The sequence below is a fragment of the Klebsiella grimontii genome (genome assembly GCF_900200035.1).
Classification (GTDB): Bacteria; Pseudomonadota; Gammaproteobacteria; order Enterobacterales; family Enterobacteriaceae; genus Klebsiella; species Klebsiella grimontii.
This window is the reverse complement of the sequence record NZ_FZTC01000019.1, coordinates 242,168-266,444: the sequence shown is the minus strand read 5'-3', so window position 1 is coordinate 266,444 and position 24,277 is coordinate 242,168. Positions and strand designations below refer to the sequence as shown.

At 57.3% G+C, this 24,277-nt stretch carries 22 protein-coding genes; 12 read left to right on the top strand and 10 right to left on the bottom strand.

Annotated elements, in window-relative coordinates; translation table 11 throughout:
- Positions 1-2: 2 nt before the first annotated feature.
- From KOSB73_RS16030 to KOSB73_RS16000, 7 genes are all read right to left on the bottom strand, one after another.
- Positions 3-2,303 (bottom strand): FdhF/YdeP family oxidoreductase, encoded by a 2,301-nt coding sequence (locus KOSB73_RS16030; RefSeq protein WP_064410669.1) that lies wholly within the window; start codon positions 2,301-2,303, stop codon positions 3-5.
- A gap of 189 nt (positions 2,304-2,492) precedes the next feature.
- Positions 2,493-3,410 carry a bestrophin family protein gene (locus tag KOSB73_RS16025; protein WP_098140678.1) on the bottom strand — a complete coding sequence of 306 codons (918 nt, stop codon included), beginning with the start codon at positions 3,408-3,410 and terminating at the stop codon, positions 2,493-2,495.
- 203 nt (positions 3,411-3,613) lie between these two features.
- Positions 3,614-4,522: a cation diffusion facilitator family transporter gene (locus tag KOSB73_RS16020; protein WP_024358213.1), complete on the bottom strand. Its 909-nt coding sequence runs from the start codon at positions 4,520-4,522 to the stop codon at positions 3,614-3,616.
- Between the two features lie 197 nt (positions 4,523-4,719).
- Positions 4,720-5,589: an oxygenase MpaB family protein gene (locus KOSB73_RS16015; RefSeq protein ID WP_049132194.1), complete on the bottom strand. Its 870-nt coding sequence runs from the start codon at positions 5,587-5,589 to the stop codon at positions 4,720-4,722.
- A 115-nt stretch (positions 5,590-5,704) separates the two neighbouring features.
- Positions 5,705-6,136, bottom strand: coding sequence for an OsmC family protein (locus KOSB73_RS16010; protein ID WP_098140677.1), 432 nt, complete (start codon positions 6,134-6,136; stop codon positions 5,705-5,707).
- A 79-nt stretch (positions 6,137-6,215) separates the two neighbouring features.
- Entirely contained in the window at positions 6,216-6,695 is a 480-nt protein-coding gene (locus KOSB73_RS16005; protein WP_064342643.1) for a GNAT family N-acetyltransferase, read from the bottom strand.
- Entirely contained in the window at positions 6,695-7,597 is a 903-nt protein-coding gene (locus KOSB73_RS16000; RefSeq protein WP_004138067.1) for a LysR family transcriptional regulator, read from the bottom strand. The genes KOSB73_RS16005 and KOSB73_RS16000 overlap by 1 nt, the downstream gene beginning before the upstream one ends.
- Before the next feature lie 114 nt (positions 7,598-7,711).
- Here KOSB73_RS16000 and KOSB73_RS15995 point away from each other — a divergent pair, with 114 nt between their 5' ends.
- From KOSB73_RS15995 to KOSB73_RS15970, 6 genes are all read left to right on the top strand, one after another.
- Positions 7,712-8,563 carry a Vmh family MBL fold metallo-hydrolase gene (locus tag KOSB73_RS15995; protein ID WP_049103571.1) on the top strand — a complete coding sequence of 284 codons (852 nt, stop codon included), beginning with the start codon at positions 7,712-7,714 and terminating at the stop codon, positions 8,561-8,563.
- Positions 8,564-8,799: 236 nt separating this feature from the next.
- Positions 8,800-8,940, top strand: a complete 141-nt coding sequence (sra, locus tag KOSB73_RS15990; RefSeq protein WP_004101955.1) for a stationary-phase-induced ribosome-associated protein — start codon at positions 8,800-8,802, stop codon at positions 8,938-8,940.
- 184 nt (positions 8,941-9,124) lie between these two features.
- On the top strand, positions 9,125-10,822 hold the full coding sequence (locus KOSB73_RS15985) for an NAD-dependent malic enzyme (RefSeq protein ID WP_004138070.1): 1,698 nt from the start codon (positions 9,125-9,127) through the stop codon (positions 10,820-10,822).
- Between the two features lie 152 nt (positions 10,823-10,974).
- Positions 10,975-11,670 carry a glycosyl transferase gene (locus KOSB73_RS15980; protein ID WP_098140676.1) on the top strand — a complete coding sequence of 232 codons (696 nt, stop codon included), beginning with the start codon at positions 10,975-10,977 and terminating at the stop codon, positions 11,668-11,670.
- Positions 11,663-12,343 carry a hypothetical protein gene (locus KOSB73_RS15975; RefSeq protein ID WP_064342642.1) on the top strand — a complete coding sequence of 227 codons (681 nt, stop codon included), beginning with the start codon at positions 11,663-11,665 and terminating at the stop codon, positions 12,341-12,343. The genes KOSB73_RS15980 and KOSB73_RS15975 overlap by 8 nt, the downstream gene beginning before the upstream one ends.
- 322 nt (positions 12,344-12,665) lie before the next feature.
- Positions 12,666-14,378 carry an ABC-F family ATP-binding cassette domain-containing protein gene (locus KOSB73_RS15970; protein ID WP_024358218.1) on the top strand — a complete coding sequence of 571 codons (1,713 nt, stop codon included), beginning with the start codon at positions 12,666-12,668 and terminating at the stop codon, positions 14,376-14,378.
- A gap of 37 nt (positions 14,379-14,415) precedes the next feature.
- Here KOSB73_RS15970 and KOSB73_RS15965 read toward each other — a convergent pair whose 3' ends face one another.
- Both KOSB73_RS15965 and KOSB73_RS15960 read right to left on the bottom strand, forming a co-directional pair.
- Positions 14,416-15,372 carry a bifunctional helix-turn-helix transcriptional regulator/GNAT family N-acetyltransferase gene (locus tag KOSB73_RS15965; RefSeq protein ID WP_049086267.1) on the bottom strand — a complete coding sequence of 319 codons (957 nt, stop codon included), beginning with the start codon at positions 15,370-15,372 and terminating at the stop codon, positions 14,416-14,418.
- A 200-nt stretch (positions 15,373-15,572) separates the two neighbouring features.
- Positions 15,573-16,172 carry an inorganic diphosphatase gene (locus tag KOSB73_RS15960; RefSeq protein WP_049090369.1) on the bottom strand — a complete coding sequence of 200 codons (600 nt, stop codon included), beginning with the start codon at positions 16,170-16,172 and terminating at the stop codon, positions 15,573-15,575.
- A 255-nt stretch (positions 16,173-16,427) separates the two neighbouring features.
- On the opposite strand from KOSB73_RS15960, the gene adhP reads away from it, so the two are divergent.
- Entirely contained in the window at positions 16,428-17,438 is a 1,011-nt protein-coding gene (gene adhP, locus KOSB73_RS15955) for an alcohol dehydrogenase AdhP (protein ID WP_004138079.1), read from the top strand.
- A 42-nt stretch (positions 17,439-17,480) separates the two neighbouring features.
- On the opposite strand, the gene KOSB73_RS15950 is transcribed toward adhP, so the two are convergent.
- Positions 17,481-18,050 (bottom strand): hypothetical protein, encoded by a 570-nt coding sequence (locus KOSB73_RS15950; protein WP_049086336.1) that lies wholly within the window; start codon positions 18,048-18,050, stop codon positions 17,481-17,483.
- A 207-nt stretch (positions 18,051-18,257) separates the two neighbouring features.
- On the opposite strand from KOSB73_RS15950, the gene KOSB73_RS15945 reads away from it, so the two are divergent.
- Genes KOSB73_RS15945 through KOSB73_RS15925 form a run of 5 tightly spaced genes read left to right on the top strand, consistent with a single transcriptional unit; the run spans position 18,258 to position 24,270 of the window.
- Entirely contained in the window at positions 18,258-19,880 is a 1,623-nt protein-coding gene (locus KOSB73_RS15945; protein WP_098140675.1) for a TIGR04028 family ABC transporter substrate-binding protein, read from the top strand.
- A gap of 10 nt (positions 19,881-19,890) precedes the next feature.
- The gene (locus KOSB73_RS15940; protein ID WP_064371754.1) at positions 19,891-20,835 is read left to right on the top strand and encodes an ABC transporter permease; all 945 of its coding nucleotides are present in this window, start codon (positions 19,891-19,893) and stop codon (positions 20,833-20,835) included.
- Positions 20,832-21,683 (top strand): ABC transporter permease, encoded by an 852-nt coding sequence (locus KOSB73_RS15935; protein ID WP_049090366.1) that lies wholly within the window; start codon positions 20,832-20,834, stop codon positions 21,681-21,683. The genes KOSB73_RS15940 and KOSB73_RS15935 overlap by 4 nt, the downstream gene beginning before the upstream one ends.
- Entirely contained in the window at positions 21,680-23,284 is a 1,605-nt protein-coding gene (locus KOSB73_RS15930) for a dipeptide ABC transporter ATP-binding protein (protein ID WP_098140674.1), read from the top strand. Before KOSB73_RS15935 ends, KOSB73_RS15930 begins: the two co-directional genes overlap by 4 nt.
- Complete coding sequence (locus tag KOSB73_RS15925) at positions 23,281-24,270, top strand: putative FMN-dependent luciferase-like monooxygenase (protein WP_049086863.1); 990 nt, start codon at positions 23,281-23,283, stop codon at positions 24,268-24,270. The genes KOSB73_RS15930 and KOSB73_RS15925 overlap by 4 nt, the downstream gene beginning before the upstream one ends.
- Positions 24,271-24,277: the final 7 nt, after the last annotated feature.

The window sequence follows — 24,277 nt, the reverse complement described above, 5'->3', positions numbered from 1 at the left end:
GCTTAGCGCAGCCCCGCCAGCGGGCGGATCTCTTTCGAGCGCAGGGTTAAACGGACGGGCGCCGATTTATACGACGGCGTACCGCTCTCTTTATCGAGATAATCCAGAGGGACCAGCACGTTCGCTTCGGGGTAGTAGGCAGCAACGGTGCCCGGCGCGATGCTGTAGGCGACCAGCGTGATATCTTCCAGCCGCTGCTGGTGGCCCGGCAGCGCGGAGCTGATATCGACCCGATCGCCATGCTCGAATCCCTGCTCCGCCATGTCCTGCTCGTTCATAAACAGCACGTCGCGACGGCCAAACACCCCGCGGTAGCGATCGTCCATGGCATAAATGGTGGTGTTGTACTGATCGTGGCTGCGCAGCGTCACCAGCCGCATCACATCGTTACCTTCCACCTGTAGGTTTTCGCGCACGCCGTGGAAAACCGAGAACATCGCTTTACCGGTCGGCGTCGGCCAGATACGCTCCGTCGGCGGCAGCGGCATACGAAAACCGCCGGGATGGCGAATACGCTGATTGTACTGGTCAAAACCGGGAACGGTCTGCTCAATCAGATCGCGGATCCGATCGTAGTCGGCGACCAGCCACTGCCAGTCGATTTTGCTCTCCGGCAGCGTCGCCGTTGCCATTGCGGCGACAATCGCCGGTTCCGAACGCAGCTCAGGCGAGCCGGGCTTCAGCTTGCCTGATGACGCGTGCACCATCGACATCGAATCTTCGACGGTGATCGACTGGCGTCCGGTCTCCTGAATATCGAGTTCGGTTCGCCCAAGGCACGGCAGGATAAAGGTCTCTTTCGCCACCAGAAGATGCGAGCGGTTAAGCTTAGTGCCAATATGGACGCTCAGATCCAGCCCCCGCATCGCCGGAAAAGCCCGTTCGCTATCCGGCATGGCCACCGCGAAGTTACCGCCAAGGCAGATGAGCGCTTTCGATTCACCGTCAATCATCGCCTGCAGCGCTTTTACCGCATCATGGCCGTGCTCCTGCGGCGGCGTAAAACCACACACCCGCTGCAGGTTGGCGAGAAACTGGGCGCTCGGTTTTTCGGTGATGCCGACGGTACGGTTGCCCTGGACGTTGGAGTGGCCGCGCAGCGGGCAGATCCCGGCTCCCGGCTTGCCAATATTCCCGCGCATCAGCAGCAGGTCGGCTATCAGGCGTACGTTGGAAGTGCCCTTGTTATGCTGGGTGATGCCCATGCCGTAAGTGATAATCGTGGCGTGAGATTTAGCGTAAGCCGCCGCCACCCGTTCAAGATCGCCGCGCGTCAGGCCCGACTCGCGTTCGATATCCGGCCACGGCGTCGCGTCGACATCCCGCGCAAAGTCGGCAAAGCCCAGGGTATGCTCATCGATAAAGGTCCGATCCAGCACCTCGCCCTGCTCCTCCTCAAGCCTTAACAGCGCCTTCGCGATACCCTTAAGCGCCGCCGCGTCGCCGCCCGCTTTGACCTGGAAGTAGGTCGATGCAATGTTGGTTGAGCTGTAGGTCGCCATCTCAATGACGTTCTGCGGATCGGCGAATCGCTCCAGCGCCCGCTCTTTTAACGGGTTGAAGACGATAATCGGCACGCCCCGACGCGCCAGTTCGTGCAGCGTACCCATCATGCGCGGATGGTTGGTGCCGGGATTGTGGCCGATAGAGATAACCAGCTCGGTTTTGTCAAAGTCATCAAGCGAGACGGTCCCTTTACCGATGCCGATCGACTGCGGCAGGCCGACGCTGGTCGACTCGTGGCACATATTGGAGCAGTCAGGAAAGTTGTTGGTACCGTATTCGCGGGCAAACAGCTGGAACAGCCAGGCCACTTCATTAGAGGCGCGCCCGGAGGTGTAGAACTCCACTTCATTGGGCTGCAGGGTGCGAAGAACTTCGCCAATGCGGGTAAACGCCGCTTCCCATGACACCGGACGCAGGGTGTCGCTGGCCTTATCGTAGGCCAGAGGCTGGGTTAAACGCCCGTAGCCTTCCAGCTCGAAATCGCTCCGGGCCAGCAGCGACGTGACGCTGTTCGCCGCCAGAAACTCTGCCGTGACCCGCTTGCTGGTGGCCTCCCAGGTCACCGCTTTGGCGCCGTTTTCGCAGAACTGAAACGTGGATTTATGCTCTTTATCGGGCCAGGCGCAGCCGGGGCAATCAAAGCCATCCGGCTGATTGGTTCGCAGTAGCGTCGCGGGGGCATCGAGCGCATCCATTTGTGTACGAACGGCGATGGCGGTGGCTTTTAAGGCACCCCAGCCTCCCGCCGGGCCATCATACGGATGGACGCCGGGAACGACGCGTCTTTTATTACTCATGTTCACTCCTGATGCGCTTTCGGCGGCGGATAGCAGGTGAAACGCCGCGTGATTCTTATCACCCGCTACCAGCCAGCGTAACGGGCATTTTTGTTAACGAAAGCATAACAATCAGGACCGAGACTGTATAATCAATGTTATCTATCACGCGTTAGATTTAACTTATTTAACGAATAATAAACATACAAATTAGGTCAGATTGTAGTAGCGATCCGGCTCAAGTTGCGCCGGCAAAGGATGCTGCCCGGTCATATCCAGCAGGTTGCGCTCAATGGTGTTGCACATCGCGTTCAGCGGCAAATCATTGGCCGCGGTACCGAACGGATCCTCCAGCTCTTCCGCCAGCGAATCCCATGACAGAAAGGTGTAGGAGATAAAGACCGACACGAACGGCGTCATATAGTGCAGGTCGCCGACCAGGGCAAACGGCAGCAGCGTACAGAACAGGTAAACCGTGCGCTGCAAAATAAGCGTGTAGGCAAAGGGGACCGGCGTGCTGGCGAGGCGCTCGCAGCCGCCCAGCGCATGACCGAGCTCATCAAGCTTATTGTCCATCAGGCTGAAGGTGATATCGCTGAGCTTCCCCTCCGCGCGAAGACGCCCCAGCTCATCCCCCGCCAGCAGCAGAATACGATTGGTGGGCATCGAGCTGGCGAGAATGTCCACCACGTCTGACGGCGGCAGCAAACGCGCTAAATCGGCGCTCGGGTCCGTCTTGCGCAGCTGATGCTTCAGGCTCCAGCTAAACGCGACCAGATAGCTCACCAGCCGCTGATGGGATACGCTTTCCATCGGCAGGATATTCTTCAGCTGGCGCACCAGCGTTCTCTGGGCAATCAGTACCGTTCCCCACAGATTGCGCGCTTCAACAAAGCGGTTGTACCCGGCGCTGTTTCGAAAACCGAGAAAAATGGCAATGGCAATCCCCAGCAGGCTAAACGGCGCGACGGTAAGATGGATCCCCAGTTGCTCGTACCATTGATAGCTGATGATGGCGATAATCGACATCAGCAGATTAAGCAGCAGGCGAAAGACGATTTTTGACAGCACCGAGCCGTGCCAGTCAAACAGACGAAGAAACCAGTGTTGTTCTGGCCGGATAATCATTGTATTACTTCCTGAAATTTCGCACGGGCAATAGATATTTTCTATTAGCCGATTGGCTTTTTATATTGTTTAAAAACACGACAATGCGTCAACCTGCTATTAATCAGCGATGAAAGAATAGCCGCTGAATTATGGTCCTTTTTTATTTGCCAGGCAATATTGTCCGCAGAATAATAAAATCCTTTAGGTTTCTGGGGAATAAACTACGTATTCATTGCGGCTATTTCCGCGCGACAAGGGTCGATATGAATCATCATATGCATAACGTTATGGCTATTTAGTACTCGCGAGCGCGCCGTCAGCGCAATATCGTGCCCTTGCGCAACCGATAAATTTCCCGGTACTTCAATGTGCACATCGACCAGAATGAAATCTCCGGCACGGCGGGTTTTGAGGTCATGCAGCGCCGCAACGCCGGGCGTCGCCAGAATGGTGGCGGTTATCTGCTGCTCGGTATCGCGGTCCACTGAGCGATCCATTAAGTCATGCAGGGCGTCAGACGAAAAGGTATAGCCCATGCGGGTGACCAGCGCGCCGACGACCAGCGCGGCAACCGGGTCAAGCCACGCGAAACCGGCCAGATTACCGATGATGCCGACCGCAACGACTACCGAAGACGCGGCGTCTGAGCGGGCGTGCCACGCGTTGGCAATCAGCATTGAAGAGTGGATTTGCTTAGCCGCCCTTAGCATATAACGGAATAAAATCTCTTTGGCGACCAGCGCGGCGAGCGCCACCCACAGCGCGGTAATATGCACATTCTGGATAGACTCCGGATGCCACAGCTTGCCGCAGGCGGACCACAGCATCCCCGCGCCAACCAGTAACAGCAGCGCGCCAATCGCCAGGGAAGCGCCGTTTTCATAGCGCCAGTGCCCGTAGGGGTGATCGTCATCCGAAGGCTGGCGGCTTTTTTTATTCGCCAGCAGCACGACAAAATCGGCGACTAAATCGGAAAGAGAATGGATACCATCGGCAATGAGTCCTTGCGATCCGCAAAACACGCCCGCCAGCACCTGAGCGCTGGATAAAAAAAGGTTGACCACCACGCTGACCAGCGTCGTTTTACGCGCAACCTGAGAACGCCGATTCTCATCAGTCATCCCGCTCATGTTCGCTTCTCCGTAAAAAAATAAATAACGTACGCGCTTCGGCTTAATTTTTCCTGAATAATTCGCCGCCGTTAAGAGAATATTTAATTATTTTTACCATCGCTAAATATATAAATGAGAATAGTTTGTTTTTAAAAAATATAGCCATGACAATAATAGCCATGGCTATATTCCCGGGTAAAATGCAGCCTGAATAATTAAAATTGATTCATCCGGCGCATGGCGCAGTGATAAGCGCCGTTGCGCACCGACGCGCGCAGTACGCGAGCGACGCCGTGCACCGCTATCCGCGCGCTGTGGCGCTGCGTTGCGCTCATCGGTAAATTGAGCATCTCCTGCGCCCACGGCGGCAGCAGATCAATTCCGGCGCACATCATCATTCGCCCAACCGGCTGGCTCAGGCGACCGGGCAGGCGGGTCGACAGCAGTACGTCGGCCACTTCCTGCGTTCGCTCATCGCAGCGCAGCGCCGGGCGCATATCCTGCAGATAGTCGGCAACCTGCCGCGGCGTCACCGGGATATCCCGAGCGCCAAGGCGGCGGGCAATTTCGGCGGCTTCCTGATAATACTGCTCCTGGCGGGCGGGGCTCACCACGGTACGTTTATAGCGCAGATGCGAGGCCATAAAGCTGCTGCATTCGGCGACGTGGACCCAGGTCAGCAAGTGCGGATCGCTGGCCTGATACGGCGTGCCGTCTTTATCCCGGCCGCTGACCCGCAGGTGGATCCCCTGCACTTTTGCGATCAGCCGTTCGGCGTCGGCGGTGGTACCAAAGGTGGTGGCGGAAATAAACTGGCTGGTGCGGCGCAGGCGGCCGAAGATATCCTCACGGAAGTTTGAGTGATCCCAGACCCCCGCCAACGCCAGAGGATGCAGCATCTGTAACAGCAGCGCGCTGACGCCGCCGCAGAGCATGGAGGTAAAATCGCCGTGAACCTGCCAGATCGCCGATTGCGGGCCAAATAGCCCCGGTTCCCCTTTGGGATGCTCAAAATCGATCTCTTTTAGCGCTATCCCGGTTAAGCCCAGAACCTGAGCCTCAATGGTTTTACGTATGCCGATCATTACCCTACCTGCTCTTTTCCGTGAGCGGCAAAGATAGCATTAATTCACGCCGGGGGCATTTGCCAACGATGGCTTTCAAGGCAGGAGCGCCCGCCGACGGCGGGCGCCAGTGAGATTAAGGATTAAGCTGGTAGTCGAGGCTTATCTCCGCGTTCAGGACCTGCGACACCGGGCAACCGGCTTTGGTCTTTTGAATGATCCCGTCAAACGCATCGGCTTCGATGCCTGGCAGCACGATTTTGCTCTGCAGCGCGATTTGGGTGATGGCAAAGCCGCCGCCGGATTTATCCAGCGTCACCACCGCCACGGTATCAATGGAGGTGGCGGTGTAGCCCTCTTCGCTCAGCATCAGCGATAGCGCCATGGAGAAACAGGCGGCATGGGCGGCCCCGATCAGCTCTTCCGGGTTGGTCCCCTTCACGCCTTCGAAACGGGTGTTAAAACCATAAGGCTGCTGGTTCAGCGCGCCGCTCTCGGTAGAGACGGTTCCTTTACCGCTTTTCAGATCCCCTTCCCAATGCGCCTGACCTTTCTTATGGATTGCCATAATATCGCTCCTTTTTGACATTAAAGGGTTAAGTATAGAACCCCCTTACGCATTTGGGCGGCGCGCGGCGTTTTTCAGATCAATCCGTCGGGATATTTTTACTCATATTAACGCCGGTAACGCGGAAACCCGCGGCGTCGTAGAGATGGCGCGCGCGCGGGTTATCCCCGGCGACGCGCAGCTTAACTTGGCTGATGCCCTGGCTTTTCAGCGCATGCTCAAAAGCCGCTATTGCTTGTTTACCCAACCCTTGCCCCTGCAATGCCGGATAAATATAAAAATCGCAGATAAAGGCGGAGCGCATTTCTTCATCCGGTTTGTACCAGAGATAGCCGACCCGCTTTTCTGCTCCGTCACTGTCATCGAATAAGCAGCATAAAACCTGGCCGCGGGTATTGACGCCGTCAGGCAGATCCGCGGCGATTTCGCGCTGCGCCTGGGCTAAAGCGGCCGCCGGCGAAAGCGCATAATTGGCCGAGATTTCCGCCGCGTAGTCGGGGATAAAATAGTCGAGATAAGCGGGATACTCTTCATTACGCATGGGGCGAAGCACTATCATCAAAGGTTTCCTTTTATATCGTGAGTTTGCGCCAGTAGCTGCTGAATCTCGCCAAGAAACAGCGGCAGCGCGCTCGGCTGGTAGTCCCTGGAGAGGTAAATCCCATACACGCTTAACGGTTTTGGCCGCCAGGCCGGCAACACCTGTTTCAGCGCCCCGCCGTTAAGCGCCCGCTGCGCCTCCAGCTCCGGCAGCATCGCGATGCCGCAGCCGGCGACCGCCGCCTCCATTAGCAGCGAAGAGATCCCGGCGCTAAGGTTGCCGGAAACCGCCACCGCTACGCTTTCGCCGTCGGGGTCGCTAAACTGCCACGTCTGGCTGGCAAAATGGCTGTAGTGCAGACAGTTGTGGCGGGCGAGATCTTCTGGCGATTGCAGAGGGCCGTTCTGCTGCAGCCAGCGCGGCGAAGCGCAGAGCACCGAACGGCATACGCCAAGGCGGCGGGCGATAGCCCCCGGTTCCGGGTTATCGGTGATCCGTATCGCCACGTCGATACGCTCGCTAATCAGGCTCACCGGGTGATTATTGATATCCAGCTCCAGGCGCAGCTGCGGATAGCGGGCGAGAAAATCGGGTAACAGCGGAGAAATAAGCTGCATGGCGGTGAAGTGCGCGCAGGCGACGCGCAGGGTCCCGCTGGGGATCGCGCGCTCGCTTTGCCCGGCGATCTCATCCGAGAGCTGCGTCAGGGTGCGCGTTTTTTGCAGCACCTTTTCACCGGCGGCCGTTAAGGTCAGTTTGCGGGTGGAACGGTGGACCAGTCGAGTACCGGCCCACTGCTCCATCTGCTCCAGATAGCGGCTGACCATCGGGCGCGACATCCCCAGCGCGCGCGCGGCGGCGCTTAAACTCCCCAGTTCACAAATGCGCATATACACCTGCGCGGCGATTACCCGATCCATAACTGATTTCCATCTGCACGTTTTATGAAACTCAGCATCTCTTTTTTCAGGAATTTTCGCAAATCAGGAAATCCGTAAAATAGCGCTCATTCACCTGACCAAGAGAAAATGAATATGAAATTATCTGCCCTGGCTATCGCGACCGCGCTGTTCAGTACTTCCGTTCTGGCCGCCCCTTTAACGCTGCAAACCTACAACCCGCAGGAAAACGCCATTTTCGCAGTGAACTCCACCCTCGCCTCCGGCCCGCATGAAGCGGTGCTTTTCGATGCCCAGTTCAGCGTTAAAGATGGCGAGAAGCTGGTTGAAATGATTCAGAAAAGCGGTAAAAAACTGACCCGCATCGTGATCACTTCCGGCGATCCGGATTTCTACTTCGGCCTCGAGCCGCTGGTGAAGGCCTTCCCGGACGCCAAAGTGGTGGCGACCGCGGAAGTGGTTAAACATATTAACGCCACCAAGGAGGCCAAACTGGCCTACTGGGGCCCGCAGATGAAGGACGGCGCGCCGAAGCAGGTTTACGTCCCGCAAGCGCTGACGACCAATACCTTCTCCATCGACGGCGAAAAAGTGGAGATCCGCCAGCCGCAAAATTACGCCGCCTATGTATGGATCCCGGCGAATAAAGCCATTCTTGGCGGCACCGGCGTGGCGTGGGGGATGCACGTCTGGACCGCGGACACCCAGAGCGTCGAAAGCCGCCAGCAGTGGATCAATACGCTCGATGAGATGGCCGCGCTGCATCCGCAGCAGGTGATCCCCGGCCATTACCTGGGTACGCCGCCCGCAGGCGACCGCGCAATTACCTTTACTCGCGACTATCTGACCCAATTCGAGCAGGCGCTCAACGCGCACAAAGATTCCGCCGGCGTGATCAAGGCGATGAAACAGCGCTGGCCGGGACTGGCGGAAGAGAGTTCGCTGGATCTAAGCGCCAGGGTGAATACCGGCGAAATGAAGTGGTAATTCCGGCTATCGCGCGGGTATGTCGGCCGGATCGCGGCTGAGGCCTTATCCGGCCGACAAACCGCGGTCCGCTGAAGAGACTGTTCTTAATCTGCCGCCGCAACGTTGCTAATCCCGGCAAAATGGGCCACGCTGATTATCGCCGCGCTAAAAATGAGCGGCGTACTTAAGGGTTAAATTTCGTCCGACACCCGTCGGGCTTGTCCTTGAAACCGACACAGGATAAAGGAGTAAGAATGAAATCGAACCAACAGGCACGTCATCTTCTCGGTCTGAACTACAAGCTTTCTCAGCAGAAAAAAGTGCTGCTGGAGGGCGATGCGGAAACCACGGTTAACCATGTTCGCGCCACCGGCCGCAAACGCCGCGGTGGCTAACTTTTCAGCTGAATGATGATAAAAACACCGTCCTTTCCACAGGATGGTGTTTTTTTAACGCTATCGTCCTCTTGTTTACTCTCCTTTGATGCCATCTGCCTTATACTCTGCACGCTGCCATTCCCTGCCAGCCCCCCGCCTGTCGCCGCGCCCGGGCTGAAGCGATTATCAAGGAGTTAGTGCGATGCAATTCACCCATAAGAAAAACCGCTCTCTTTACATCCCTTACGCCGGCCCCGTGCTGCTTGAATTTCCGCTGCTCAACAAAGGTAGCGCCTTCAGCATGGAAGAGCGCAGCAGCTTCAACCTGCTGGGTCTGCTGCCGGAAGTGGTCGAAACCATTGAAGAGCAGGCCGAACGCGCGTGGATCCAGTACCAGGGATTTAAAACCGAGATCGACAAACACATTTATCTGCGCAACATCCAGGATACTAACGAAACGCTGTTCTACCGTCTGGTCGGCAACCATCTCGAAGAGATGATGCCGGTTATCTATACCCCGACCGTCGGCGCCGCCTGTGAACGCTTTTCTGAGATCTATCGTCGCGCCCGCGGCGTGTTTATCTCTTATCAGAACCGCAATAACCTCGACGATATTCTGCAAAACGTGCCGAACCACAACGTCAAGGTGATCGTGATGACCGACGGCGAACGTATTCTCGGCCTCGGTGACCAGGGTATCGGCGGGATGGGCATTCCGATCGGTAAACTGTCGCTGTATACCACCTGCGGCGGTATCAGCCCGGCCTACACGCTGCCGGTAGTGCTGGACGTCGGTACCAACAACCAGCAGCTGCTGGACGATCCGCTGTATATGGGCTGGCGTCACCCGCGTATTACCGACGACGAGTACTATCAGTTTGTCGACGATGTTATCCAGGCGATTAAAGCCCGCTGGCCGGACGTGCTGCTGCAGTTCGAAGACTTCGCGCAGAAAAACGCCATGCCGCTGCTCAACCGCTATCGCCACGAGGTATGCTCTTTTAACGATGATATCCAGGGCACCGCTTCGGTCACCGTCGGTACGCTGATCGCCGCCAGCCGCGGCGCGGGCAGCCAGCTGAGCGAGCAGAAAATTGTCTTCCTCGGCGCCGGCTCCGCGGGCTGCGGTATCGCCGAGCAGATCGTCGCCCAGATCCAGCGCGAAGGGTTAAGCGAAGAGGAAGCCCGCAAGCGCGTGTTTATGGTTGACCGTTTCGGCCTGCTGACCGACGCCATGCCGAACCTGCTGCCGTTCCAGAGCAAACTGGTGCAAAAGCGTGAGCATCTGCAAGCGTGGGACACCACGAATGATGTGCTGTCGCTGCTTGACGTGGTACGCAACGTCAAACCGGACATCCTGATCGGCGTTTCCGGCCAGCCGGGTCTGTTCACCGAAGAGATTATCCGCGAGATGCATAAGCACTGCCCGCGGCCAATCGTCATGCCGCTGTCCAACCCGACCTCCCGGGTGGAAGCCACGCCGCAAAATATCCTCAGCTGGACCGACGGCGCGGCGCTGGTTGCTACCGGCAGCCCGTTCGCCCCGGTCACGCTCAAAGGCAAACAGTACGTTATCGCCCAGTGCAATAACTCCTATATCTTCCCGGGAATTGGCCTCGGCGTGATCGCTTCGGGCGCGTCGCGCGTGACCGATGAGATGCTGATGGCCGCCAGCGAAACCCTGGCGAAACACTCGCCGCTGGTGAATAACGGTGAAGGCCCGGTCCTGCCTGAGCTGAAGGATATCCAGACCGTCTCGCGGGCGATTGCCTTCGCGGTCGGTAAGGTGGCGCAGGAACAAGGCGTGGCGGTGAAAACCTCAGCTGAAGCGCTGCTGCAGGCGATTGCCGATAACTTCTGGCAGCCGGAATATCGCAGTTATCGTCGCACTTCAATTTAATTAATAATAACCGGGCCAAGTGTTTGGCCCGGTTATATACACCGCACCAATCACTTCAGCCTCTGTTGTTTTATACCGATGATAAAGATAATATTTATCACCTTATACAGGATACACAATATATCCCCCTGGACAAGACAAAGGAATGTTAGGTGATAAAATCAAACCCCGACGAAAAGAAAAAAACGGCCAGAACGATCAGAATAGTTTTGGTTCTATTAAGTATTACCGCCATCATCACCGGCCTGTGTCTCCTCAGCGGTGATATGTGGAGGGTAACGCCCTATTATGATTCCATAAATGCTAAAGCCGGAGATATCGTTGGTCTGATCATCTATTCACCAAGTAAATTTTTCTTCGCGTTACTGTATGCCTTCATTGTACCGCTGGTATGGTTATTACTTATCCGTACAATCCACAGTCGCATCCTCCAGAGCTCAATATTCCCTTTATTACTATTTATTCTCGCGGTGATATTCATTTTTCTACACCCTGAAATCACACCAGGCCGCGATGCAGGCTATCAATACAGTCGTCACAATATTTATCATACCTCTATATCATGGCGGAAAGAAAAACCAGGCCACTATTTAAATCATCAGTCGAAATATGAAACCTATCTCCAGGCTAAAGATCCTGATGGGTACATGGAAAGGAATAATATTAAAAGCGCATGGTCCTGCGAAACTCAGCGTTATTCAATGTTTTTCACCCTGTCAATCTATGAGAGCTGGTTTCCTGATGGCGACGCCCGCGTGCTGGAGGCTCAATGTCGCAAAATCACAGACATCCATATGCTCTCTGAAGAAACGCTGCTCGTTGCAAAATGGAACATGAAAAATGAATAATAAAAAAGTTATACTCAACCCTATTTTAAGAATATGGCTGGCGATATTTGCCATAATCATTTTCATTAGTGTTCTCAGCGCGTTCAATGGAGAGCGCTGGCATTTTAATAAAACAGTAGATTATTTCAAAGCGGCAACCGGAGACGTGACAACGCATGAGCTATACACTCCAGCAAAAATATTCTTTGCTCTGATATTCTCTTTTGCTCCGCCCTTACTCTGGTTGCTTGTTGTTAACAAACGAAAGTTAATGGCAGTAACGCATGGCGTTATACCATTAATTTTCTTTTTATTGTCCATTGCTTTTTTCTTTCTCAAACCGGAAGTTATTCCCGGTGGGGAAACGACAACTTACCGCTATGGAGCGCATAGTCTTTATTACGAAAAAATTCGCTGGCAAAAAATGTCCGCTGATAATTACATCAGCACTAAATCCGAATACAAGACATTTCTTGAATACAAAGACCCAAGAGGCTATCGCGAGCCAGAGAATATAAAGAATGCTTATGTTTGTGAAACTGAAAGAGAAACGATATTTTTCACACTGGTAATCAATAAAACCTGGTTTCCGGATGATTATCCCAACATCATGGACGCGCACTGTACTCAGATTAAAGATATTCGTTCACTATCGGAATACACGCTTTCCAGTGCTCGCTGGTTTCCGATATAGCGCTGGCATCACCAGAACAGGGCTGTGACTGGCTACAGCCCCGCTTGCTTTAAGGCTAGCCAAAACGCTCTTCTCCCTCTACACTGCCAGCACCCATCAACTAACTGAATAGAAAAGGAGGATCCCATGTCGTACTGTGAAATGTTTTTTTCACGTGCATTTGGCGATCGCACCAGCTCAAGCGTTATCGGTATCGTGCTGCGATAACTTCAGCTTGAGCGAAGAAACCAAAGACTAACTCCCTTCCCTCGGGCTTACCGGGTTATCGTCAGCGATGTTTGACGAGGCATTCACATGCCTGTAACTCTTGAGTAAGTTCCCAATGAGCACATTACTAACTGCACAATCTCTTCATGTTGATACGGCGTTTGGCCCGCTGTTCACAAACCTCTCCTTTACCCTGAAAAAAGGCGACCGTATTGGCCTGATTGGCTACAACGGCTGCGGAAAAAGTACTCTGCTACAGGTGCTGGACGGCACGATCGTGCCCAATTCGGGTAGCGTGGCGCTGGCCAATCACTGTCTGATGGCGCGAGTGGAACAGCATCTACCCGATACGCTGTTAGCGCAGCCTCTGCTGCAGGCGGTATTGGCGAAACTTCCCGTCCTTGAGCGTGAGAGCCAGCGCTGGCAAGCGGAAAGGCTGCTGGCGGAGATGGGTTTTACGCCAGATGAGGTCCTGCAGCGGGCGTCGACGCTTAGCGGCGGTCAGCACACCCGACTGCTGCTTGCCAGAGCGCTGATCCAGCAACCGGATCTCCTGCTGCTGGATGAGCCGGGAAACCACCTCGACCTGCCGACCCTCCTGTGGCTGGAAAGCTTCTTGCAGACCTGGCAGGGGAGCTTCGTTCTGGTGTCGCATGATAATATCCTATTGGATGCTGTAACTAATGCCAGTTGGATCCTGCGCGACAGAACCCTGCACGCCTTCTCCCTGCCCTGCAGCGCCGCCCGTCAGGCGCTGGAAGCCCAGGACGCCAGCGACGCGCTGCGCCATAAAGCGGAGCAAAAGGAGATCGACCGGGTCGCCGCCAGCGCTAAACGGCTGGCCATCTGGGGCCGGACGTATGATAACGAAGATCTCTCGCGCAAAGCCAAGCAGATGGAAAAGCAGGTTCAGCGCCTGAAGGAGAGCCAAACCGAGCTCACCGATGGAACGCCCTGGCGGCTGGCGCTGCGCGGCGACATGCTGCGGGCTGACCGATTGCTGGAGATGGAACAGCTCCCCGTTCCGCCCGCGCCGGGTCTGCCGGCCCTGTTCACCGCGGGCCTGGCGCGCCTGAAAAGCGGCGATCGGGTGGCGGTGATGGGGCGTAACGGCTGCGGCAAGTCTTCGCTGCTGCGTCTGCTGTGGCGGCAAATGCAGCAGGAAACGACGGATCCCGGTCTGCGTTTGCATCCGCGGCTGAAGCCCGGTTACTACGACCAGACCCTGCATCAGCTGGCGGATGGCGACACCCTTCTCGACGCGCTGGAGCCCTTTGAACCAGCGGCGGAAACGCGCCGGCGGGCGCTGATCTCCGCCGGATTTATCTGGGCGCGTCACGGGCAAAAGGTCGCCACCTTAAGCGGCGGCGAGCGTTCGCGCCTGCTGTTCGTCGGCCTGTCTCTGGCCCGCTATAGCCTGCTGCTGCTGGATGAGCCCACCAACCATTTAGATATGGATGGCAAAACGGCGCTGGCGGCGACGCTGAACGACTACCCCGGCGGCCTGCTGCTGGTCAGCCACGATCGCGAGCTCATCAACCACAGCTGCAATCGCTTCTGGCTTATCGACGAGCGCGGGCTGAGCGAATGGCAAAGCGCCGACGAGGTGTATGACGTTTTACGCGCCGCCGTTCGCCGTCCGCTCATCGAGGAAACAACGGTGAACAGCCGCGAAGCAGAGGACGATCATGATGCGCTGCTGGAGCGGTTAATCACGCTTGAGCAGCTGCTGGCCGACGATCTGGCGCGCAAGCCAAAACATCAAAAACCGCAGCTGCAGGCGCAGTGGCGTAAGGAGATGACGACGATCAATACGAAATTAAGCTAAATGCTGTTCTCCCGGCGCGGCGATTCGCGCCGGGAGATTATTCAGCGCGGGCCTGCTGCCGGCTAAACTGCTGCTCGGTCATCATCCGCCCCCACTGATCCCCCTGCCACTCTTTATGCAGCGTGAAGCCGAAGGATTCATATAGCCTGCGGGCGGCGTTCAGCCCGCTGAAGGTCCACAGCTGCACCGCAGCAAAACCCTGGCTATCGCAAAAAGCCAACGCTTCATTCAGCAGACGGCGGCCAATACCGCTTCCCCGACAGCTATCGTCGAGAATAAACCAGCGCAGATGCGCTTGATTGTTACCGAGATCTTCGCCGTCAATCGCCACCGACCCGACAATCTGCTCGCCCTGCACGGCAAGCCAAACCTGATTGCGCGGTTTATCAAGACGGCCGGAAAACTCCGCCAGCCCGCTGGCCACTTTGCTCTCGAAAAAGTGACCAAATCCGTAGTGCTTCGCATAGTACTCGCCGTGCATCTGCGCAATGCGGCCAATCATTCCCGGACGATAGCCGGTAACGATAGCAATCGCCTGTTTCGCGGCGGTCGCCTCAACGTCGCGACATTTTTCCAGCGCCCAGGCCCAGTCGGTGAGGCCCTGAGCAACACCTTGTTTCTGCTCGTCGCTCAGGTGCGCCAGCGCGTTGACCACCCGCATTGCGCCATAGGCGTTAACTTTTGCCACCGTCGCCGCGCCTTTGGCCGTTAACGCAAGCTGCTTAAAACGCCCGTCGCCGGCGGAGGGTATTTCCTGGAGCTCGCCGGCGGTAACCAGGCGGGCGAGCATTCGGCTAACGCTCGATTTTTCGAGCCCCAGAATCTGCACCAGCTGCGCGGCGGTCATCGCCCCGCGCAGCGATATTTCCAGTAAGGTGTGTACGGCGGAAGGTGAATAGTCCGTGGCGGCCAGCGTCGCGCGCATAAAGCCAAGCTCCCGCACCATCAGGCGCGACGCGGTACGAATTTCATCAATAAGCGGGGATGAGGTCATGGTCAGTCAGCCTGGTCGCAAATGGTTGCATAATACAACCATCTTCAGGACATACGTGTCAATGCCCTGGACTTTCCGGTCATCCGCCCGCGTTAGCATCAAATCGGGGGTCATCGGCGCTTTCGTAGCGTATTGCCTCGTTCTGCGGACAATAAGGCGAAGAAAAAGCGACAGGCACCGGGCGATGCCTGTTTTTACGCTTATTGCGCATTATTTGCTTTCCAGGCATCCCATGCCGCTTTAATTTCCTGCTTCGCGGCGGCGGCATCATTAAAGCCGTTCAGCTCCACTTTTTTACGCCCTTCCGGCAGCTGTTTGTAAACGCGGAAGAAAGCCTGCAAACGCTCCTGCTCAATTTTCGGCAGATCGCCGATCGTGTTGATCTCATCGTAGGTTGGGTCGATTTTGCTGGCCGGAACGGCAATGATTTTGTCGTCCTTCTCGCCGCCATCAATCATCTTCAGCACGCCAATCGCGCGCAGCTTAATCAGCGTTCCCGGCGCCATCGGCGCACGGGTGTAAAACACCACGTCCAGCGGATCGCCATCCCCTGCCAGGGATTGGGTCAGCGAGCCGTAGTTAGCCGGATAGGCCACCGGCATTGACTGAAAACGATCGGCGATCAGAAAGCCGGTTTTGGCGTCGGTTTCATATTTGATAATCCCGCCAGCGGGAATTTCGGTCACCGCATAAAACTCATCAGGATTGTTTTTCGGCTGCGGGAAATCCAGCACGTTCTGCGCCTCAGCGGTAGCGGAAAGCAGAAGGCCTGCGGCAAGGAGGGTTTTCACCAGATGCATTGTCGTGTCGCTCTTTCGTTATAAGAATTGAAAAACAGAACGATAGAGGCCGCAAATGAAGCGTGCATGACGTAACGATGACGGTAATGTGACGAGAATTTCATTAATAAATCTGATTAAAAAAACGGCACATAAAACTCACCCCAGCAAGGAACAGCAATTATTCCCTTGATTTTGTGATGATTTAAGCTAAACCTTAACATGCGTAAAAAACAAAACTGTGTTAATACGCTTATGTTCAATAAGGAGAACAGAATGAAAGCTGCTGTCGTCACGCAAGATCATCAGGTCAATGTTACGGAAAAAACGCTTCGTCCACTGCAATATGGCGAAGCCCTATTAAAAATGGATTGCTGCGGCGTATGCCACACCGACCTGCACGTTAAGAACGGCGATTTTGGCGATAAAACCGGGGTCATTCTGGGCCATGAAGGCGTGGGCGTCGTACAGCAGGTCGGCCCCGGCGTGCATTCTCTGAAACCGGGCGATCGCGCCAGCGTCGCATGGTTCTTCGAAGGCTGCGGGCATTGTGAATATTGTAACAGCGGCAATGAAACGCTGTGTCGCTCGGTGAAAAACGCCGGCTATACCGTCGATGGCGGTATGGCGGAAGAGTGCATCGTCATGGCCGATTATGCGGTCAAAGTGCCGGACGGGCTGGATTCAGCGGCGGCCAGCAGCATCACCTGCGCGGGCGTGACGACCTATAAAGCGGTAAAAGTCTCCCATATCAAACCCGGCCAGTGGATCGCCATCTATGGCCTCGGCGGCCTCGGCAACCTGGCGCTGCAGTACGCCAAAAACGTGTTTAACGCCAAAGTGATCGCCCTTGACGTTAACGATGAACAGCTGAAGCTGGCCGCGGAAATGGGCGCGGACCTGACCATCAACTCACGCAGCGAAGACGCGGCCAAAATCATTCACGAGAAAACCGGCGGCGCGCATGCCGCAGTGGTCACCGCCGTCGCCAAAGCGGCGTTCAACTCAGCGGTAGACGCGGTTCGCGCCGGTGGACGCGTGGTGGCGGTAGGCTTGCCCCCGGAAGCAATGAGCCTGGACATTCCGCGTCTGGTCCTCGACGGTATCGAAGTGGTCGGTTCACTGGTAGGCACCCGTCAGGATCTGACCGAAGCCTTCCAGTTCGCCGCAGAAGGTAAAGTCGTACCGAAAGTCACCCTGCGCCCGCTGGGCGATATCAACGCGATCTTTAAAGAGATGGAACAGGGGCAGATTCGCGGTCGTATGGTCATTGATTTCCGCCGCTAATCGTCGGACCTCTCCCCGCAGCGGGAGAGGTTTATTTCCCCTTTACACGCACGGCCCCGTCGCGCAACCGTACATCATCACCAGCGGAAATAGCGGTACCAGCGGAATCAGGGCGATCGTCCCCAGCGTGCTAATGGTCTGCGTGTTGTCATTAATTGACACCACCACCGGGCTGGCAAGCCGATAAGCGTCATCCAGCTCATTGGGATCCACGGTTGACCAGAAACCGGTCGCTTTAAACAGCACGCCAAGATGCTCGTTATCCAGCGCCGTCGCTTTATATTGGTTGGTTAATACAGTTTGTTGGCTGGCATCCAGCCTGCGCTTGTCAAGCACCACCAGATATTCCGCAACAACCTCATGCTGTTTCACGACAAAATTCACCCGTACGCCGGATGCGACCTTATTGAAGCGTTCGTAGAAAGTATTATAACGCTGGTACTCCTGCGGCACCCCTTTACGGAAGAATCGATAGCTGTATTTATTCGAATTGGCAATGATGCCCGACTCAATAGGTTTAACCTTAATAATGGTATCGGTAGAGGGCAAATTGGGTGCGCTGGTACAGCCCGCCAGCACCGTCACCGCCAACATCAGTAAATACTTCAGCATCGTCGCTATCCCTTTATTACGCTGACTATCTCTCAGTCATTAAATTATCCAGTTTGAGTCTCAGCTGAAACGCATATGAATACCAGCCCCCAAAAATCGAACCGGGTATAAATGCTTTTTATGCAAATGCTTAGCGCAAATCCTCACTTCCTTTGTTAAAACGCGCGCCCGATGATGACCAAACAATAGATAACAAAGGAATTCACCATGCACACCCGTTTTCGCCTGCCCGCGCTGGCGGCACTTTTTTTAAGCGGCGCCTTTTCCGCGTGGGCCGCCGATACGCCGGTTAAAGGCGGCACGTTAATTTATCTTGAGCAGCAGCCGCATACTAATCTTTATCCGCCAGCTGGCGGGTTCTATCCCAACGGCGGTATCCTGAATCAAATAACCGATAAGCTGACCTGGCAAAATCCCGAAAACCTACAAGTCGAACCCTGGATTGCCGAAAGCTGGAGCGTTAACGCCGATAAAACCGAATATACCTTTAAGATTCGCCCTGGCGTCACCTTCTCGGACGGAACCCCGCTTGACGCCAATGCGGTTGCCAAAAACTTTGATACCTACGGGCTTGGGAATAAAGCGCGCCGCCTGCCGGTTTCCGAGGTGATTAATAATTACGATCGTAGCGAAGTCATCGATCCGCTGACGGTAAAATTCTACTTTAAAAAGCCCTCGCCGGGATTTCTGCAGGGCACCGCGACCATCGGCTCCGGACTGGTTTCCCTCAGCACCCTGGCGCGTAATTTTGAAGAGCTGGGGGACGCCCGCCATATTATTGGTTCCGGGCCTTTTACGGTTAAAGATGAAAAACCGGGGCGTGAACTCACGCTGGTCGCGCGTAAAGATTATCAATGGGGGCCAAAAAGCCTCGCCCAGCAGGGACCAGCCAATCTCGACGGCATAACCTATATCGTCACCCCGGAGGATGGCGTGCGTATTGGCGCACTGCTGGCGGGCCAGGCCGATTTTATCCGCCAGGTGCAGGCCTACGATGAAAAGCAGGCCACCGATGCAGGCTTTAAAATCTATGCCGCTCCGACGCGCGGCGTCAACGACAGCCTCAGCTTCCGCCCCGATAACCCGCTGGTTGCCGACCTGCGCGTCCGCCAGGCGCTACTGCACGCCACCGACGCGAAACAGGTGGTCGAAACCCTGTTCTCCGCCAACTATCCGCAGGCCACCTCCGTCGTCGCCAGTAGCGCGGCCGGATACGTTAACCTCAGCGACAGGCTGGCTTTCGATCCGGCCAAAGCGAAACAGCTGCTGGATGAGGCGGGCTGGAAACCGGCCGCCGACGGTATACGGGTCAAAGATGGCCAGCGGCTGGCGTTAACCGTCTATGAATCCCTGCCCCAGCCGCAAAACAAAGAGGTGCTCCAGCTTATCGCCCAGCAGTGGCGTCAGGTCGGCGTTGCGCTGGCGGTCAAAGCCGGTGATGCCGGTAGCCGTACGCTGGATAGCCTCGACCCGTTAAAAACGCCGCTCACCGTATCGGAAGTGGGCCGCGCCGACCCGGATGTGGTTAAGAGCATGTTCTTCCCCACTAACCGCGACGCGCTGCTGCAAAAAGGCGGCTCCAGCGACAAAGTGCAAAGCTTCCGCGACGATAAGCTCAACGCGCTGCTGACCGCGATTTCAGCCGAAGTCGAACCGCAAAAACGCCTCCAGCTGACCGGCGACGCCCAGCGCTATCTGCTGGATAACGCCTACGTAATCCCGATTTTTGAAGAACCGCAGGTCTTTGCCGGCGCGCCGTGGGTTAAGGGCGTTAGTTTTGAAGCGGTTGGCCGCCCGTCGTTCTACGGCGCGTGGCTGGAAAAGCACTAAGGAGTCTGCGATGAGCCACTATCTTCTGCGGCGCTCCGGCCAGGGACTACTGGTGCTGTGGGCGGCGTTTACTCTCTCCTTCGCGCTATTGCAGGTGCTCCCCGGCGATGCGGTACTGATCAAGTTTCAGAACCCGGATCTGGGACTGAGCCCCGAGCAGATCGCCGAAATGCGCCTCGCCTACGGGGCCGATAGCCCGCTGTGGAAGCAATATTTCCACACGCTATGGGCCATGCTGCGGGGCGATTTTGGCTATTCGCTGCAGGCCGGGCTGCCGGTCAGCGCGCTTATCGCCAGCAACCTGCCGGAGACATTAAGCCTGGCGCTGCCCGCTTTTGCGCTGGCGGTGGCGCTGGCGTTCACCCTCGCCCTCGCCTCACGGCTACCGGGTCTGCGCTGGCTGAGCAACGCGCTGCAATCGCTGCCGGTGCTGTTTATCTCGCTGCCAACGTTCTGGCTCGGTATCGCCCTGATTCAGCTGTTCTCCTTTCAGCTGCGCTGGATCCCGGTGATCAACCCGGGACCGGTTGAGGGCTTGATTTTGCCCATTATTGCCGTCGCGGTGCCGATTTCCGCCCCGCTGGCGCAAATCCTGATGCACAGTCTGGATCAGGTCGCCGCGCAGCCGTTTGTCGCCGTTGCCCGCGCCAAAGGCCTGAGCGAAACCGGCGTTCTGTGGCGGCACGTTACCGGCAACGCCCTGCTGCCGGTGCTCAATATTGCCGGTCTGCTGCTGGGGGAACTGATCGCCGGAGCGCTGATTACCGAAACCGTGTTTGGTCGCGGCGGTCTGGGACTGCTGACGCAGCAGGCCGTCAATAATCAGGATATCGCGGTACTGCAGGCGGTGGTGATGATCTCCGCCCTCGGTTTCGTACTGATTAACCTGCTGGTTGACCTGCTGATGCCGCTGTTCGACCCGCGCCTGAAAACCGTTATCGGAGGTGCCGTATGAGCCTGGTGGATTACGCAATCGCCGCGCGCCGCCGCAGGGTAAACTGGCGTACGCTACGCGTTCAGCCCGGCCTGCTGCTGGCATGGACGGTAACGATCGTTGCCGCGCTGATGGCGATCGCCCCGCAGCTGTTTACCGCGTATAACCCGCTGGAGGGCCTTCCCGGCGCCCAGCGGCTGGCGCCGCAGGCCGGCCACTGGCTGGGTACCGACCAGCTGGGTCGCGATCTGTGGAGCCGCATTGTTTACGGCGCCGTACATTCCCTCTCCGCCGCGCTGGCGGCGGTGGCGATCGGCCTGTTCATCGGTACCGCGCTGGGCACCCTGGCCGGTGCGCTGGCGGGACGCGTGGAGTCGGCGATCATGCGGCTGGTTGACGTGCTGCTGGCGATCCCCTCTTTATTGTTGTCGCTGACGGTCATCATCCTGCTCGGTTTCGGCACCCTTAACGCCGCCGTCGCGGTCGGCGTCGCGGCAATAGCCAGCTTTGCCCGCCTGGCGCGAGCGGAAGTGGTTCGCGTGCGCCACAGCGACTTCGTCGAAGCGGCGTACGGCAGCGGCGGCACCTTTTTCGCCGTTTTCTGGCGGCATATTCTGCCCAATTCGCTCACCGCGGTACTGGCTTTTGCCACCCTCCAGTTCGGCCAGGCCATTCTGGCGCTCTCAACCCTGAGTTTTCTCGGCTACGGCACGCCGCCGCCGGTTCCGGAGTGGGGGCTGCTGATCGCCGAGGGCCGTAACTATCTCTCCACCGCCTGGTGGCTCACCACCCTTCCCGGCCTTGCGGTGATCGCGGTGGTGCTCGCCGCCAACCGCATCAGCCGTCAATTTAGCGGAGAACGCCCATGAATGTTTTGACCGTCGAGAATCTGCGCATCAGCTATCGTTCGCAGCGCGAATGGCGCGAAGTGGTGCACGACGTCAGTTTTGCGGTAAAACGCGGCGAAATGCTGGCGTTCGTCGGCGAATCCGGTTCAGGTAAAACCACCACCGCGCAGGCGATTATTGGCCTGCTGGCCGATAACGCGCGCCGTGACAGCGGGCGCATCTTGATTAACGGCGAAGAGATCAGCGGCTGGTCCGCCAAACGCCTCGACGGCCTTCGCGGCGCGCGGATTAGTCTGGTGCCTCAGGATCCGGGCAACTCCCTGAATCCGGTAAAAACTATCGGCGCGCAGGTGGGCGAAATCCTGCGCCTGCATCAGCAAAGCAGCGCCGCAGAGCGTAAAGCGCAGGTGCTGGCGCTGCTGGCGAAGGTTGGGCTGAGCCACCCGGAACAGCGCATCGATCAATATCCCCACCAGCTTTCAGGCGGTATGAAGCAGCGGGTGCTGATCGCTATCGCCATCGCCCTGAAACCCGACTTAATCATTGCCGATGAGCCCACCAGCGCCCTCGACGTGACGGTACAAAAACGGATCCTCGACCTGCTGGATACGCTGCGCCGGGAGTCCGGCACGGCGGTGCTGTTCGTGACCCACGATCTGGCGCTGGCGGCGGAACGCGCCGACCGACTGCTGGTCTTTCGCCACGGTGAAATTCAGGAACAGGGCGCGACCGGCGATGTGGTGCGCACGCCGCAGCACGCCTATACCCGCCAACTGCTCAGCGATCTCCAGGGTTCGACGCTGACCATTGCCCCGGCCAGCGGGCGCGTGCTGGCGACCCCGGCGATCCGCGTAGAGGGCATCAGCAAATGTTTTTCGCTCGGCCGCGCGCATTTACAGGCGCTGGACGCCGTGAGCTTCGAGGTGAAACGGGGCAGCACCCACGCGCTGGTCGGCGAGTCCGGCTCCGGCAAAACCACCCTTGCGCGGATCCTGCTGGGATTCGAAAAGGCCGATGTTGGCCATATCGCTATTGACGGTATCGATGCCGGGCATCTCAGCCGCGAGGCGCTCCGCCAGCTGCGGCGTAAAATCCAGTTCGTCTACCAGAACCCCTTTGCGTCCCTGGATCCGCGGCAAACGCTGTTTGAGATTATCGAAGAGCCGTTAAAAAACTTTGACCGCCTCAACGCCGAGACAAGACGCCAGCGCGTGGAAACGGTCGCTGCCCGCGTGGCGCTCGCGCCGGAGCTGCTGTCGCGAACCGCCCGCGAGCTATCCGGCGGCCAGCGGCAGCGGGTGGCCATCGCCCGCGCCCTCATCCTTGAGCCAACGATCCTGGTGCTGGATGAAGCGACCTCAGCGCTGGACGTCACGGTGCAGGCGCAAATTCTCGCCCTGCTGCAGCAGCTTCAGCAGCAGCTCGGGCTGAGCTATCTGTTTATCACTCACGATTTGGCGACGGTGCGCCGTATCGCCCACAGCGTGACGGTGCTGCGGGCGGGCCAGGTGGTTGAACACGGCGACGTCAGCCGGCTGTTCAGCGCCCCGCAGCATGACTATACCCGCGAGCTTATCGCCGCGATTCCCCACTTTTCATCCCCGAGCAAGGAGGTTGCATGACGCGTAAACGACTGGGCTTTTTCACCCGCCTGCTGGACCACGCCACGCCCAAAGAGCGCTATCGGCTGGCCACCGAGCAAATTCGCCACGCCGAACGCCTGGGGTTCGACAGCGCGTGGATTGCGCAGCACCATTTTCATGAGCACGAAGGCGGCCTGCCGTCGCCGCTGGTTTTTCTCGCCCATGCGGCAGCGCACACCGAACGCATTCGTCTGGGAACCGCCATTATCACCCTGCCGATGGAAAACCCGCTACGGGTGGCGGAGGATGCGGCGGTGCTGGATCTGCTCGCCGATGGACGGCTGGAGGTAGGCTTCGGCTCCGGCGGCACCCCCACCTCGTTTTTACCCTTCGGCCTGACGATTGACCAGCGCAGCGCGATATTCGCCGAGCATCTGCATCTGATTCAAAGCGCCTGGCGCGGGGATTCGCTCGCCCATCCGGATAATCATCTTTACCCTCAGGCGCCGCAGCTGGCGGAACGTATCTGGATTGCCACATTTTCCGTCGACGGCGCGGTCCGCGCCGCGCAGGCCGGACACGGATTGATGCTCTCGCGCACTCAGCCGCGTCCGGCCGGGCAACCGACGCTGCCGCTCGACGCGATTCAGAATCCGATTATCGACGCCTATCTCGCCGCGCTGCCCGCGGGCGTCGAGGCAAGGATCCTTGCCTCGCGTACCGCCTTCGTCGCCGACAGCCAGGAGTACGCGCTACAGGTCGCCGAACCCGGTTTACGCAGACAGGCAGCCCAGCATCGCGCCGCCGGCTATGAAATTATTGGTGACACTGTCACCGAATTTCTACCGCAGCTTGACGCTCACGTCGGCGACCCCGCGCACGTCGCCGCCTCGCTGGCGCGCGATAGCGTGCTGCGGCGGGTGACCGATATTTCGTTTCAGGTGCACTCCGTTGAACCATCGCACCGGGACACGCTGCGTTCCCTTGAGCTGATCGCTCAGCACATTGCCCCTCAGTTACGATAAGGAGTCA